The organism is Streptomyces sp. NPDC006458 (assembly GCF_040612135.1).
Taxonomy (GTDB): Bacteria; Actinomycetota; Actinomycetes; order Streptomycetales; family Streptomycetaceae; genus Streptomyces.
In genome coordinates, this window is record NZ_JBEXPR010000027.1 from 43,187 (window position 1) to 56,713 (window position 13,527).

The 13,527-nt window shown below is 73.0% G+C and carries 12 protein-coding genes and 2 pseudogenes; 7 read left to right on the top strand and 7 right to left on the bottom strand.

The window, feature by feature from the left end; all coding sequences use genetic code 11:
- Positions 1-24: 24 nt before the first annotated feature.
- The 5 genes from ABZZ79_RS30465 to ABZZ79_RS30485 all read right to left on the bottom strand — a co-directional run bounded on the left by ABZZ79_RS30465 (position 25) and on the right by ABZZ79_RS30485 (position 4,994).
- Positions 25-255 (bottom strand): phosphopantetheine-binding protein, encoded by a 231-nt coding sequence (locus tag ABZZ79_RS30465; RefSeq protein WP_356694179.1) that lies wholly within the window; start codon positions 253-255, stop codon positions 25-27.
- A 3-nt stretch (positions 256-258) separates the two neighbouring features.
- A complete protein-coding gene (locus ABZZ79_RS30470; RefSeq protein ID WP_356694181.1) occupies positions 259-891 on the bottom strand; it encodes an isochorismatase family protein in 633 nt (210 codons plus the stop codon).
- A 4-nt stretch (positions 892-895) separates the two neighbouring features.
- Entirely contained in the window at positions 896-2,581 is a 1,686-nt protein-coding gene (locus ABZZ79_RS30475; RefSeq protein WP_356694183.1) for a (2,3-dihydroxybenzoyl)adenylate synthase, read from the bottom strand.
- A complete protein-coding gene (dhbC, locus tag ABZZ79_RS30480) occupies positions 2,578-3,777 on the bottom strand; it encodes an isochorismate synthase DhbC (protein ID WP_356694185.1) in 1,200 nt (399 codons plus the stop codon). Before dhbC ends, ABZZ79_RS30475 begins: the two co-directional genes overlap by 4 nt.
- Before the next feature lie 569 nt (positions 3,778-4,346).
- Positions 4,347-4,994 (bottom strand): DUF4232 domain-containing protein, encoded by a 648-nt coding sequence (locus ABZZ79_RS30485; protein WP_356694187.1) that lies wholly within the window; start codon positions 4,992-4,994, stop codon positions 4,347-4,349.
- Between the two features lie 313 nt (positions 4,995-5,307).
- Here ABZZ79_RS30485 and ABZZ79_RS30490 point away from each other — a divergent pair, with 313 nt between their 5' ends.
- The 4 genes and pseudogenes from ABZZ79_RS30490 to ABZZ79_RS30505 all read left to right on the top strand — a co-directional run bounded on the left by ABZZ79_RS30490 (position 5,308) and on the right by ABZZ79_RS30505 (position 7,613).
- Positions 5,308-5,793 (top strand): SMI1/KNR4 family protein, encoded by a 486-nt coding sequence (locus ABZZ79_RS30490; RefSeq protein WP_356694189.1) that lies wholly within the window; start codon positions 5,308-5,310, stop codon positions 5,791-5,793.
- 198 nt (positions 5,794-5,991) lie between these two features.
- A pseudogene (locus ABZZ79_RS30495) lies at positions 5,992-6,111 on the top strand (transporter); the annotation flags it as partial.
- A gap of 2 nt (positions 6,112-6,113) precedes the next feature.
- Positions 6,114-6,986 (top strand): annotated as a pseudogene (locus ABZZ79_RS30500) (family 1 glycosylhydrolase); the annotation flags it as partial.
- A 174-nt stretch (positions 6,987-7,160) separates the two neighbouring features.
- Positions 7,161-7,613 carry a DUF1801 domain-containing protein gene (locus ABZZ79_RS30505; protein WP_356694191.1) on the top strand — a complete coding sequence of 151 codons (453 nt, stop codon included), beginning with the start codon at positions 7,161-7,163 and terminating at the stop codon, positions 7,611-7,613.
- A 16-nt stretch (positions 7,614-7,629) separates the two neighbouring features.
- On the opposite strand, the gene ABZZ79_RS30510 is transcribed toward ABZZ79_RS30505, so the two are convergent.
- Entirely contained in the window at positions 7,630-8,757 is a 1,128-nt protein-coding gene (locus ABZZ79_RS30510) for a molybdopterin-dependent oxidoreductase (RefSeq protein ID WP_356694193.1), read from the bottom strand.
- Between the two features lie 224 nt (positions 8,758-8,981).
- A complete protein-coding gene (locus tag ABZZ79_RS30515; RefSeq protein WP_356694195.1) occupies positions 8,982-9,221 on the bottom strand; it encodes a hypothetical protein in 240 nt (79 codons plus the stop codon).
- 140 nt (positions 9,222-9,361) lie between these two features.
- On the opposite strand from ABZZ79_RS30515, the gene ABZZ79_RS30520 reads away from it, so the two are divergent.
- The 3 genes from ABZZ79_RS30520 to ABZZ79_RS30530 all read left to right on the top strand — a co-directional run bounded on the left by ABZZ79_RS30520 (position 9,362) and on the right by ABZZ79_RS30530 (position 13,253).
- The gene (locus ABZZ79_RS30520) at positions 9,362-9,979 is read left to right on the top strand and encodes a TOPRIM nucleotidyl transferase/hydrolase domain-containing protein (RefSeq protein ID WP_356694197.1); all 618 of its coding nucleotides are present in this window, start codon (positions 9,362-9,364) and stop codon (positions 9,977-9,979) included.
- A gap of 614 nt (positions 9,980-10,593) precedes the next feature.
- A complete protein-coding gene (gene helR, locus ABZZ79_RS30525; RefSeq protein ID WP_356694199.1) occupies positions 10,594-12,744 on the top strand; it encodes an RNA polymerase recycling motor ATPase HelR in 2,151 nt (716 codons plus the stop codon).
- 65 nt (positions 12,745-12,809) lie between these two features.
- On the top strand, positions 12,810-13,253 hold the full coding sequence (locus ABZZ79_RS30530; protein WP_356694201.1) for a DUF6174 domain-containing protein: 444 nt from the start codon (positions 12,810-12,812) through the stop codon (positions 13,251-13,253).
- Positions 13,254-13,527: the final 274 nt, after the last annotated feature.

Sequence of the window (13,527 nt, forward strand, 5' to 3'; positions counted from 1 at the left end):
CGGCGCTGTGGGTGGAGGAGGACGTCACTGTCGCACTCCCAGCAGAGGGGCCCACGCCTCGATGGCGGTGCGTTCGGCGAGGGCGACGAAGGTGATCTCGGCGCCGTGGTCCCGGCGCCACCGCTCGACCAGGCTCATCAGGCGCACCGAGTCCAGTCCGTAGTCAACGAGGTCCTCGTCGTCGGGGATGTCGGCGGGGTCCTCCCCCAGGACGTCGGCGACGTCCTCGCGGATGCGCTGCACGGTCAGCGTCATGGGTCAGTCCCCCTGGAAGACGGAGTCGGCGGTGATGACGCGGGCGCAGGCGCGGGCCGCCCAGTGCAGGGCCTGGAGGTGTTCGCGCGGGCCGAAGTCGGCGGTCGCGTCGGCGACGACGAACGGCTGGATGTCCCGCATCCAGGCGTCGCAGGCCGTCATGTTCACCCCGAGGTGGGCGTAGACACCGGTGATGATCAGCTGGTCGCGCCCGTCGTCCGCCATCAGGCGGGCGAGGTCGGTGCGGACGAACGCGCTGTACTTCCACTTGGTCAGCAGCCGGTCGCCGTGCCGCGGGGCGACCGCGGGGGCGATGGCCACGGCGCGCTCGTCGGCGGGCAGCCCCGGTCCCCAGAAGTCCAGTTGGAGTCCGCGTTCCTCGGGGCTCTGTCCGCCGGGCTGCGCGGAGTAGACGACGGGCACGCCGAGTCGGCGGGCCTCGTCGGTCAACCGGTATACGGCGGTGAGGAGTTCGGTGAGGGGCACGGTGTCCGGGGTGAACGCGGACAGGAAGTGGTTCTGGAGGTCGTGGACCAGCAGGACGGCCCGCGCCGGGTCGACCTTCCAGTGGACGCGGTTGTCGGGCAGCTCGACGCCGGCCGGCATGGCGTACGGGGGAATGGGGGGAAGGGCCATCGTCTCAGGTCGTCTCGTGGTGGGAGGTGGCGGCGGTGACGCGGAGGTCCTTCTTGCTGACCTTGCCGATCCCGGTGTGCGGGAAGGCGTCGACGAACTCGACCAGGTCGGGCACCTTGAAGGCGGCGAGTCCCCGCTCGCGGACGAACTTGCGGAGCGCGGGGGCGCGCAGCGCGACGCCCTCGCGCAGGATCACGTAGGCGCAGGCGCGTTCGCCGAGGAAGTCGTCGGGTACGGAGACGACGGACACGTCGTGCACGGCGGGGTGGCCGAGGATGACGTTCTCGACCTCCTCGGCGGCGATCTTCTCGCCGCCGCGGTTGATCTGGTCCTTGGCGCGGCCCTCGACGACGAGGTGGCCGCTGCCGGTCATGCGGACGAGGTCGCCGGTGCGGTAGAAGCCGTCCTCGGTGAAGGAGCGCCGGTTGTGCTCGGGGGCACGCCAGTAGCCGCGGATGGTGTACGGACCGCGGGTGAGCAGATGGCCGGTCTCGCCGGGCTCGACGTCCTGGTCCTCGTCGTCGACGATCCTGATCTCGTCGTCCGGTGAGATGGGCCGGCCCTGGGTGGTGACGACGGTCTCCTCGTCGTCGTCGAGCCGGGTGTAGTTCACCAGGCCCTCGGCCATGCCGAAGACCTGCTGGAGTGCGCAGCCCAGCGCGGGCCGGATGCGGCGGGCCGCGGTCTCGCTGAGCTTGGCGCCACCGACGAGCAGTGACTTCAGACTGCCGAGGTCGTACGTCGTGGTCAGCGCGGCCTGTGTCCACACCAGGGCGAGCGGCGGGACGATGCCGGTGAGGGTCACTCCCTCGCGCTCGATGAGGGGGAAGGCGGTGTCCGGGTCGGGGCTCGGGCACAGCACGACCCGGCCGCCCACGGCCAGCGTGCCGAGTGAACCGGGCGAGCTGAGCGGGAAGTTGTGCGCGGCGGGCAGGACTACGAGGTACACGCCGCTCTCGTCGACCGCGCAGATCTCGGCGGAGGCACGCACCGAGTAGAGGTAGTCGTCATGGGTGCGCGGGATCAGTTTCGGTACGCCCGTGCTGCCGCCGGAGAGCTGGAGGAAGGCGAGGTCGTCCGGGGCGGGGCCGTCCTCGGGCCGGGCCGGGTCCACCGGGAGCGGCACGTCCGCCAGGGCGGTGTGCTCTCCCGGGTCGCCGACCACGAAGACATGCCGCAGCGTGGGGGCCTGGGCCCGCACACGGGTGGCCAGTTCGCGGTAGTCGTAGCCCTCGTGCACGTCCGCGACGACATAGGCGACGGCTTCGCTGAAGGTGCAGAAGTAGGTGATCTCGGTGTCCCGGTGGGCGGGGAGGGCGAAGACCGGGAGGGCGCCGACGCGGAAGAGGGCGAAGACGGTCTCGAAGAACTCGGCGACGTTGGGGAGCTGGACGACCACACGGTCGCCCCTGCCGATTCCGGCGGCGCGCAGGCCCGCGGCCAACCTGTCGGCGCGGGTGTCGAGTTCGGCGTAGGTCCAGCGCCGTCCGGCGCCTGCGGGGTCGACGACCGCGATCCGGTCCGGGTGGTCGCCCGCCCGGGTGCGCAGCATCTCGCCGAAGGTCTCGCCGCGCCAGTAGCCGTTGGCCCGGTAGCGCTCGGCGAAGGGGGCGGGCCAGGTGGGGGCGTCCTCGGTGGGACGGGGGGTGTCCTCGGGCGGCCGGGGCGTGTCGCGGGCGTCGACGTTCACAGCTCGGCCCCCACCGCGTCCAGGAACGTGCGGAACTTGGCCCCGGTCTCGGCGGTCTCGGCGGCCGGGTCGGAGGCGGCGACGACGCCCGCGCCGGCGAACAGGCGCAGGGTGCGGCCGGACACCTCGGCGCAGCGGATGGTGACCACCCATTCACCGTCGCCGTCGGCGTCCTCCCAGCCGACGATGCCGGTGTACAACCCCCGTTCGAAGGGCTCCAGTTGACCGATGGCCCGGCGGGCGAGGCCGGTCGGGGCACCGCAGACGGCGGGGGTGGGGTGCACCGCGGAGGCGAGTTCGAGCGAGGTGGTCGTCGGGGTGGCGAGTGTGCCGCGCAGGGTCGTGGACAGATGCCACATGGCGGCGGTCCGCACCAGCGTGGGCCGAGCGGGCACGTGGAGTTCGGTGCAGTAGGGGGCCAGTGCCGCGCGCATGGCGTCGACCACGACGGAGTGCTCGTGCAGGTCCTTCGGGGACTCCAGCAGCGAGGCCGCGCGGCGGACGTCCTCGGCGAGGTCGCCGCTGCGCGGTGTGGAGCCGGCCAGCGGGTTGGCCACCAGGGTGGCGCCGCTCCGGGAGACGAGGAGTTCGGGGCTGGCGCCGAGCAGGGTGGCGCCGGTGGCGGTGGGCATCGCGAAGGTGTAGCCGTGGGGGTCGCGGCGGGCCAGGCGTTGCAGCATCGACGGTGTGTCGGGGTCGCGGTCCCCGGTGAGGTCGAGTGCGCGGGCGAGGACGACCTTGGCGAACTCGCCCGCCTTCATCCGCTCCACGGCGGCCGCGACGGCGGCGGCGTACCGCTCGGGCGCGGGCACCGGGCGGACGGTCCAGGCAACCGGATCGGGCTCGGGTGCCGGGAGGGTGATCAGCGGGTCCGCCGCGAGGGCCGGGGCCCGGTGCACCGTGCCGGGCACGACGAGCTCGGCGCGGGCGGTCGGGTCGAAGGGGATGGCGCCGATCACCACGGGGTCCGCCTGGCCGGCGGCCTGTGCCGCGGTCAGGGCGTCCCGCACGCGTTCGTTCAACGGCCGTGCGTCGTGGGGGACATGGGCGCGGACTCCGCGGCCGAGCAGGGTGCGGGTCGGCGAGGCCAGCAGCCGGTCCGTGCCCGGCCGGTAGTCGTCGAGGAGGGCTGTCGCCGCACCGACGGCGCCGACTGCGGACTCGCCCGTGGCGAGCGTTTCGGGGACCGTGGTCACCTTGGGTTCTCCGGTTTTCTCCGGTACTGCGGGTACCGGGCCGATGGTCGGGCAGTGCGGATGGCCGAGCGCGTCGGACGGATTCGGGCAGGGTGCGGCCGTGGGGGCGACAGGGTCGAACGGGTGCGGCTTGAAATCGACTTGTCGATACGGCGCACGCCAGACGAGCACCGTCATGTGCGGCCGGTGGCGCGCATTCCGTGTGCTCGTTCGGTGAGAACCGTAGTCGCGGCCGAATCGCGGGGGCTCGCCGTCTGACACGGTCTGACGTGGGACGGGACGGCGCCGGGACCGTCGGCCAAGGAATGGCAAAGCGCTCAACCCGAGGGGCCGGCAAGGCGTCGCGCGGGGCGAGACGCGCCCGCTGCCCGAGTTAGGTCTACCTTACCCAGATCATGTCGCTGCGGGGACTCCTGTGGGCGCGCCTCGCGGGAAACGGGGCTGCCCGTGCACGAACGGGCCCCCGCGCCACCCCGCGAACGACAACAACGACCATAACGACGGGGAGAACGGTCCTGCCCCGGCCGGCACGCGCGGCCGGGGCCGGTCACGGCTCGTCTGGACTCGGCTCAGACCCGGAATGCCCCGAAGGTCACCTCGGGCTCGCAGACGGCGAAGGTCGCCGCCGAGCCGCCGCCGTCGACGACCTCCACCTGCCGTCCGACGTCGTCCGGCAGCGCGATCTCCACCTTCGACGCCTGGACCCCGCACACCTCGCGGGCCGAGGCGCTGCCCTCGAAGTTCACGTCGGTGTAGAGGACTTCGGCGGTCGCCGTGGCTCCCGGGGCGATGTCGACCGAGTCCGTGGCGGCGGCGGAGTTGTCGGTCTCCACCGGCCCGCTCTTGTTCTGGTCGTCGCGCGCGGTGAGAGTCACGGCGCCGACGACGGCACAGGGCTCGGACGAGGTGTTGGTGAGCTTGACCGTGGCGGCCGCGGGCTCGGACTCGGTCGCGTGGTCGGCCGCGGCGACGAAGGTGAGCGTGGTGGTGGCGGTGGTGCACGCGGACACCGGGGTGCCGGACGCCCCGCCGCTGCCGCTTCCCGTGCCGGTGCCCTGGCCGGCGTCGTCGTCCGAGTCCGAGTGCGCGCCGGCCCTGTGCTTCTTGCCCGAACTGCTGCTGTGCCGCTTGCTTTTGCCGTCCTGACAACCCGTCAGGGCCAGTGTGGCGACGAGTGCGGCGGACGCGGCCGCGATGACGGTCTGACGAACTCGCATGGAGCTCCCCCGATGAGTGGCGTGCGATGACAGGGCTTATCACGCGGTTCGCCGGCCGCCGGTTCGGTACGCCGGGGTGAGGGAAGCCACAGGGCGAGTCATGGTCAGGAAGTTTCCCGATGGCCCGGTGGGGGTGGTGCGACCGAGCGGAACGCCGCGATACCGCCGCACGCCATACGACTTCGGCCAAGAGCGGAGCTGCGGAGGGTGAGATCCGGGCCAGGTCTGCTCCACCACGCCTCAAGTCGCGTAGTCTCGCGGTGTGGGGTATTCATCTGAACCGATTTCAGAGCCTACGTACGCATGGCGTGAGTTGCTCCAGCGATGGAGCGACGACTGGCTCGACCCGATCCTGCACGAGGAGGAGCGGGTGGAGCCCTTCCCGGCCGAGGTCCGGGCCGCGCGATGGCTGGGCGGCGCAGGGGCCGACGACGTGAGGATCACGCGGCTGGAGGAGCGGCTCGGCCGCAGACTCCCGCCGAGCTACCGGGAGTTCCTGCAGACCACCGACGGGTGGCTCAACACGACGACCGAGATCGACCGGCTGCTGCCGGCGGGTGAGGTCGGCTGGACCAGGGATCTCGAACCCGGCATGGTCACCTGGACCCAGGACACCACCCTCAAGATCAGTCACACGCCGGACGCGACGGCGACGTACCTGCTCAATCCCAACGTGGTCACCGCCGAGGGAGAGTGGGAGGCGTGGTACGTCGCCCACTGGATCGACGTAGTGATCCGCTACCGGTCCTTCTGGGATCTCATGAACTGCGAGTACGACTCCTTCCGCCTGGCCGAGTAGGCGCCGAGCGGCCCCCGCCACGGCCGATCGCCCTGCGGGAAGCCCCGCTCTCCGCCGCAACCCCGACCGGGAGCCGAGCTCAGCGCGGCTCACACACCACCACTCACCACTCACCACGCACCGCACCGCACCGCACCGCACCGCACCGCACCGCACCGCACCGCACCGCACCGCACCGCACCGCATCAGCATCCTCCGACGGCCACCCTCGCCGGCGGCACCGGCGCCTGGGCCGCGGACGGCCACGACCTGGACCGGCCCGTCGCCTGCGACACGCGCTCCGGATGGAGCATGGAACGGCAGGTCCGCCTCACCGCGGTGCCGTCCTGGGCCATGTCGAGGGAGTGCACGCACCCGGCGGCCGCTCCCTCGGCGAGGGGGTGCGGGCCGTCCATCACCTGCATCTCGGCCATGGGCTCGCGGCGCGCAGACTGCGTGCCGCGGCGAAGGGCCCGCTGGACCTCGCCGTCACCCACCTGCTGGGCACCAGCCGTCCCGCCACCGGCCACGAGGCCGATCTGGAGGCCGCCCGCCGCGCCGACGCCTTCGGCTTCCGCTTCTACCTCGACCCGATCCTGCGCGGCGGCTACCCGGCCGACCTGATCGAGGACCTGGCCGCGCGCGGCATCGAAATCCCGGTCCGCGAGGGCGACTTGCGGACCATCGCCGCCCCCATCGACACCCTGGGCGTCAACTACTACCGCTCCATGCGCTTCTCCGGGACCGACGAGCACGGCGCCACGACGGACGCCGCGGGCCTCCCGGTCACCCGTGCCCTCCCCCACGGCGACCTGCCCCTGACCGGCCTCGGCTGGGAGATGATGCCGCACGACCTCACGGCCCTGCTGCTGCGCGTCTCCCGCGACTACCCCGGCACCCCCATGGTCATCACGGAGAACGGCGCGGCGTACGACGACCGGCCGGACGCCCACGGCTACGTCGAGGACACCGACCGCACGGCCTACCTGGCCGCCCACCTCGCCGCCGTCGCCCGCGCCCACACCCAAGGGGCCGACGTCCGCGGCTACTTCGCCTGGTCCCTCCTCGACAACTTCGAGTGGGCGTACGGCTACGCCCAGCGCTTCGGCCTGGTCCGCGTCGACTACGCGACGCAGGCACGCACACCGAAGCGCAGCGCGCTGTGGCTGGGCGAGACGGCGCGGCGGGTACGCGCCCGGCGACCGGCCGGCTGACGGCACGGTCCCAGGCAGCGAGTTCGGGCTGAAGATGCCGCGCGCGTCCGCCCCACCGCGCAGGACGGCTCGTCGGTCTCGGTGGTGCTCTCCGTGGTGAGCACGGATGCGTCCGCCCGCCCCGCGCGAGAGGCTGTGTGCACCGAGGACGGACCACCTGACGAGGGAGAGAAGATGAGCGGCGCCGAGAAGGGCACGTACGAGGGGTTCACGGCCGAGGAGCGGGCCGCGATGAAGGAGCACGCCCAGGAGACGAAGAAGGCCGCGCGCCGCGGCTCCCGCGCGGACAAGGCGGCCGAGGCGGCCCGGGACGTGCTGGCGAAGATCGCCGAGATGGAGGGCCAGGACCGCGTCATGGCCGAGCGCGTGCACGCCGTGATCACCGAGAACGCCCCGGAGCTCGCGCCGAAGCTCTGGTACGGCATGCCCGCCTACGCCCTGGACGGCAAGGTCGTCTGTTTCTTCCAGAGCGCGGCGAAGTTCAAGGCGCGGTACGCCACGCTCGGGTTCAACGACCGCGCGCAGCTGGACGACGGCCCGATGTGGGCCACCGCCTTCGCGCTGACCGACGTGACCGAGGAGGTGGCCGGGCGGATCACGGAGCTGGTGAAGCGGGCGGTGGGCTGACGGTCGTCCGGCCGGGTCAGGGGGCGGGAACGCAGTGGACGACGTGCCGTTGGACCTCGTTGTTGGCGAAGCCGCCGCGGTTCCACGGCGGGCGGTCGGGCTGCCGGTTCCCCCGCGCGTCCGTGGCCCGCGCCCCGAGCAGGTACCGCCCCGGCTCTGCGGACCACCGCAGCCGCCACCGGCGCCAGGCCCAGCGGTGCGCGGCGTCGGCGGACGGCGGCGACAGTTCGGCGGGCTGCCAGGTGGCGCCGTCGTCTGTGGTCACTTCCACGGCGGTGACGGGCGCCCACCCCGACCAGGCGCGCCCCTCCAGCTCGACGTGGCCCGGCCGGACGACCCGCGCCCGTGACATGAAGTCGGGGAAGCCGGGCGGCAGCAGGAGAGCCCGCGGCGCGATCCGGGTGACGGCCTCGCCCTCGTCCTCGGCCTCCCGCCGCAGCCGGTAGGCCACGGCCTGCTGGAACCCGGTGAAGGGGGTGCCGCTGACGGTCACGGCGCGCAGCCACTTCACATGCGCCATGCCGTACCAGCCCGGCACGATCAGTCGCAGCGGGTGGCCGTGCTGGGGCGGCAGCGGAGCACCGTTCATGGTGTGGGCGACGAGCACGTCGTCCCCGTCCCCCAGGGCCACCTCCAGGGGCAGCGCGCGCTGATAGTCCTGCTCGACGCCGCGTTCGACGCCGTGGTCCGCGCCGGTGAACACCACGTCCACGGCGTCCGGGGCGACCGCGGCCTCCGTGAGCAGCTCGCGCAGCGGGACCCCCGTCCAGTCGGCCGTGCCGACCGCGTCCGTCAGCCAGGGCTGGCTGACGGGCCGGGGGCAGAGCAGGGCGCGGCCGTTGCCCGCGCACTCCAGGGTCACGCGCCGGGTGACAGCCGGGCGGGCCCGTAGCTCGGCGAGGGCGAGGGCCAGCGGGCGGCGCACCAGGCCGTCGACGGACAGCTCCCAGGTCCCGTCGTCCGTGGCGGGGATGTCGTAGTGGGTCAGGACGTAGTGCAGTCCCGGTGGGGTGACGTCGTAGCGCAGGGCTTCGAGCGGCAGCCCGTGATTGCGTGCCGCCAGGGCCAGTTCCTCCCGGCTGATCCCTTCCTCCGGGCCGGCCAGACGCGCGGGCGCGCTGACGTCACTGAGACGCTGCCCCATGCACCAAGTCTGCGCCCGCGGTGCTGTGGTCCACCACCGGAGGGACGGGCGTCGAGAGGCCGCTGTCAGGGGCCTCTCGACGATCGGACGGCCCCCGGATCGAGGGGCTCCGGATCCGGGGCGGCCCTGGATCGAGGGGCGACAGATCGATGCCGTGGGCGCTCAAGACCCGGGGCGGCGCCACCGCACAGGCGCCGCCCCGGTGCTGTGCCGACCGCTGCGCCTCAGCGCCCGGAGAGGTCGATGACGTTCCCGTTGGAGCAGTTGTTCACGTGGTCGCTGACGTAGTCGCCGAGGACGGGGACCACGGCGACCTCCTGCAGGCACACCGCGGCGGCGGTGAAGTTCCAGTTGTTCGCGGCGTTGACTCCGCTGCCGAAGTCACTGTCGTTGTCGGCCTGCGCGGGGGTGGCGACGGCCAGGGCGAGGGCGGGCAGGGCCGCCAGGAGAATGATCTTTCGCATGCGCTGGCAAACGATCATCCGACGGTCCGGTCACGCGGTGTACGTGATCCGGCCGCCAGCGGGTCCGCGGGCCGGTGCGCCGCCTCCGGCCTGCGGAAATTCCCTGGCGCGGCGGGGTGGGTCGGCTGGAGACTCCTTGTATGGCAGACATGGGGTCGTTCGGGGAAGCGGTCGTCGCGTGGGCAGCGGGTGGGTCCTCCGACCGGGCGCGCGAGCTCGCCGAACGGCTGGGGGTCCGCACGGTCGTCCTGCTCGAAGGGCCGAGCGACGCCGCGGCGGTCGACGTCCTCGCCGCCCGGCGCGGCCGGGATCTCGCGGCCGAGGGGGTCTGTGTCCTGTCGATGGGCGGCGCGATGAACGTCGGCCGCTTCGCCCGGCTCCTCGGCCCGCCCGGCCTCGGCCTCGGCCTCACGGGCCTGTGCGACGAGGCGGAGCGCGGCTACTACGCCCGCGGCCTGGACCGGGCCGGCGCGGCGGACCAGCGGTTCTTCGTCTGCACGGCGGATCTGGAGGACGAGCTCATCCGGGCGCTGGGCGTGGACCGGGTGACGGAACTCGTCCGCGCGCAGGGCGATGTCCGCCCCCTGGAGACCTTCCTGCGCCAGCCCGCGCAGCAGGGCCGCCCCGCACACCTGCAACTGCGGCGCTTCCTCGGCACGAAGAAGGGCCGCAAGATCCACTACGGCTCCGTCCTGGTCGAGGCACTCGACCTCGCCGCCGTTCCCGAGCCGCTCGACGGGTTGCTCGCCAGTCTGTGAGCGCGGTGCCCTCCGGGTCCGCGGAAGTCGGACTCATGGACGCTCGGTTCGGCGGGGGCGCCCTCCGGATGCGGGACCGCTCTACCCCGCAGGGCTCAACTCCCCGCGCCCGCACGGTGGACGGCAGACCGCTCGGGGGAGATGTCGTTGCGCGGGAAGGCCGATCCACGCCGTCGGCGCGATCGTAGGTGACGCCGACGGCCCAGGTGCCGCCGGGCGGCGGCGTGGGCTCGGGGCCCGGGTCCTGGGGTACGGCGAGGACGAAGCCGGAGGCGGTTCACACGATCCCACGCTGCTCCACTGGGGGACATGGCCGGGACCGGCCGCATCCGGGGACCGGTCGCCCCCGCCCCAGGGATCAGGGATCAGGGATCAGGGATCAGGCAGGGATCGTCCGGCGATCGGGCAGGGATCGGCCAGGGATCGGGCAGGGATCGGCCAGAAAGCGGCCCAAAAAGGAAACGGCAAGGAGTACCCACTCCTTGCCACTTTCAACATATAGCGCACCAGGGGACTTGCCGCAAGGCCCCCGTCCTGCCGCACAATCACAGGCCTAAGCCCGAAAGCTGTGCGAAGAGGAGTTCTACCAGTTGCGTTCGCTGTCGTCAGGAATCGTGTCCGGCGTCGAGGTCACCGGCCCCTTCGACCTCCCCGACCGTCTCGCCGCGAAGGCCGACCCGGCCCTCGTCGCCGAGGACGAGAAGCATTTCGCGGCCGTCGCGGAGAGCCTGGAGCAGGCGATCGCGGACGTCACGGAGCAACTCGACGCCGCACTGAAGGGGCCGGGCGGGGTGGGCCGGGCGGCGATGGACCGGGACGCCGAGGTGCACCGGCTGTCCGGACGGCTGCGGGCCCTGCGCCGCTTCGGGCTGGATCTGTGCCTCGGGCGGATCGTCGGCGCCGACGATCCCGAGCCCCTCTACATCGGACGGCTCGGTCTCACCGACAGCAGCGGCCACCGGCTGCTGATCGACTGGCGCTCCCCCGCCGCCGAGCCCTTCTTCGCGGCCACGCACGCGAGCCCCATGGGTCTGGCGAGCCGCCGCAGGTACCGGTGGAGCGGCGGTCTGATCAAGGACTACTGGGACGAGGTGTTCACCGCCGACGGCCTCGACCGGCACGCGGCCCTCGACGACCAGTCGGCGTTCATCGCCAGCCTGGGCGGCAACCGGTCGGCCCGGATGCGGGACGTACTCGGCACCATCCAGGCCGACCAGGACGCGATCATCCGGGCCGGTTCGAAGGGCGCCCTGGTCGTGGACGGCGGGCCGGGCACGGGCAAGACCGTCGTCGCCCTGCACCGCTCCGCCTACCTGCTGTACTCCGACCCCCGCCTCGGCCACCGCAGGGGCGGCGTGCTGTTCGTCGGCCCGCACCAGCCGTATCTGGCGTACGTCGCCGACGTCCTGCCCAGCCTCGGCGAGGAGGGCGTGCAGACCTGCACCGTGCGCGATCTCGTGGCCGAGGGGGCCCGGGCGCGGAGCGAGAGCGATCCGGAGGTGGCCCGGCTGAAGTCGTCCGCCGGCATGGTGAAGGCGATCGAGACGGCCGTGCGGTTCTACGAGGAGCCGCCGAGTGAGGGCATGACCGTCTCCACCCCCTGGGCGGACATCCGGCTCGGCGCGGACGACTGGGCCGAGGCGTTCCGCGCGCCCGCTCCCGGCACCGCGCACAACGAGGGGCGTGACCAGATCTGGGAGGAGCTGGTCACGATCCTGCTGGACAAGGTCGGCGGCGAGGTCCCGGATGACCTGTTCCGCAGGGCGCTGCTGCACGACGAGGAACTCGTCGGCACCCTGGACCGCGCCTGGCCGCTGCTCGAAGCGGCCGACCTGGTCGGGGACCTGTGGACGGTCCCGGCGTACCTGCGGCTGTGCGCTCCCTGGCTGGACCGGGACGAGGTGCGCAGGCTCCAGCGCGCCGAACCCCAGGCCTGGACGGTGTCCGACCTGCCGCTGCTGGACGCGGCGCGGCAGCGGCTCGGCGACCCGGCGGCCACCCGGCGCAGACGGCGGCGCGAGGCCGCTGTCGCCGCCGAGCGTGAGCGCATGGCCGGGGTCATCGCCCAGGTCCTCGCGGCCGACGACGACGGTGAGGGCGCCGTGACCATGCTGACGGGGCGCGATCTCCAGAACAGCCTGGTCGACGAGTCGGCCCTGCCCGCCGACCGGCCCGACCTGCTCGCCGGGCCGTTCGCGCACGTCGTCGTGGACGAGGCCCAGGAACTCACCGACGCCGAGTGGCAGATGCTGCTGCAGCGCTGCCCGTCGCGCAGCTTCACGATCGTCGGGGACCGCGCCCAGGCCAGGCACGGCTTCACCGAGTCGTGGCGGGAACGGCTCGCGCGGGTCGGTCTCGACCGGGTCGACATCACCTCGCTCAGCATCAACTACCGCACGCCGGAAGAGGTCATGGCGGAGGCCGAGCCGGTCATCCGGGCCGTGCTCCCGGACGCGAACGTGCCCACCTCGGTCCGCAGCAGCGGACTGCCCGTGGTCCACGGCTCCGTCACGGAACTGGACTCCGTCCTCGGCACCTGGCTCGACGCCAACGCCGAAGGCGTCGCGTGCGTCATCGGCGATCCCACGTTCCGAGCCACGCCACGCGTCCGTTCGCTGACCCCGGAACTGTCCAAGGGCCTGGAGTTCGATCTCGTCGTCCTGATCGACCCCCAGCGCTTCGGCGACGGCGTCGAAGGAGGCGTCGACCGCTATGTGGCGATGACCCGCGCCACCCGGCAACTGGTCGTCCTCACCAGCTCCTGAGACGCCCGAACGTTCCACGGCGGTACGGCGTCACAGGTGCAGTCGTGATCGAAAGGGACTCCGCCATGACCGCCGTACCCCGCCGTGCCCTCGCCGTCCTCGCCGCCGCACTGATCGGAGCGCCGCTGTCCGCGTGCGGCGGCGGCGAGGGGCACGGTGCCCCGCCGCGCTGGTCCGAGCCCGCCTCGTACACGTACACCCTCAACTCCGGTGAGGGCGAACGCGCGTTGATCGGACGCTTCCGGATCACGGTCGAGAACCACGAGGTCGCGCGGGCACGCGGCCTCGACGAGAGCGGTCGACGCCTGGTCGCGCACTCCCCTGGCCAGGTCCCCACCATCGGCGACCTCCTGAAGGCGCTGGACCGGGCCCGCGACGAGGGCGCCGACACCGCCGCCGAGTACGCCCCCGACGGCCGCCCGGAACGCATCACCCTCGACTGGGACGCGAACGCGGTCGACGACGAGGAGGAGTACGTGATCAGCGGCTACGAGCCGGCCCCCGGCTGAGGCCCGCGGCAGCGGGAGACGGCCGGGGCGCGGACCGGCCCGCGGCGGGTCGCCCCCGCCCGCCCCGGGCATGTGCCGTTCGGCGGCGGCCGGCCCTTGGCGCCCACCGCGGCGCGCCAGTACTTCGCGAACGGCCACGACGAAGCGGAGGCCGCCGGGGTGAACCGCGCGGACGCGCAGGTCCTCTTCCCCGGCCCGGGCGCGACGCCGGTCACGACACCCCGGGCCCGCCGAGCCACTCCGTGAGACGGGCCGCCGCCCGGCTCGCCCTCCG

What these genes read in the sequence shown, in the direction of transcription:
- ABZZ79_RS30465 (WP_356694179.1), bottom strand. Translation starts at nt 255, where the DNA reads ATGACGCTGACCGTGCAGCGCATCCGCGAGGACGTCGCCGACGTCCTG.
- ABZZ79_RS30470 (WP_356694181.1), bottom strand. Translation starts at nt 891, where the DNA reads ATGGCCCTTCCCCCCATTCCCCCGTACGCCATGCCGGCCGGCGTCGAG.
- ABZZ79_RS30485 (WP_356694187.1), bottom strand. Translation starts at nt 4,994, where the DNA reads ATGCGAGTTCGTCAGACCGTCATCGCGGCCGCGTCCGCCGCACTCGTC.
- ABZZ79_RS30505 (WP_356694191.1), top strand. Translation starts at nt 7,161, where the DNA reads ATGAGCGGCGCCGAGAAGGGCACGTACGAGGGGTTCACGGCCGAGGAG.
- ABZZ79_RS30510 (WP_356694193.1), bottom strand. Translation starts at nt 8,757, where the DNA reads ATGGGGCAGCGTCTCAGTGACGTCAGCGCGCCCGCGCGTCTGGCCGGC.
- ABZZ79_RS30515 (WP_356694195.1), bottom strand. Translation starts at nt 9,221, where the DNA reads ATGCGAAAGATCATTCTCCTGGCGGCCCTGCCCGCCCTCGCCCTGGCC.
- ABZZ79_RS30520 (WP_356694197.1), top strand. Translation starts at nt 9,362, where the DNA reads ATGGCAGACATGGGGTCGTTCGGGGAAGCGGTCGTCGCGTGGGCAGCG.
- ABZZ79_RS30530 (WP_356694201.1), top strand. Translation starts at nt 12,810, where the DNA reads ATGACCGCCGTACCCCGCCGTGCCCTCGCCGTCCTCGCCGCCGCACTG.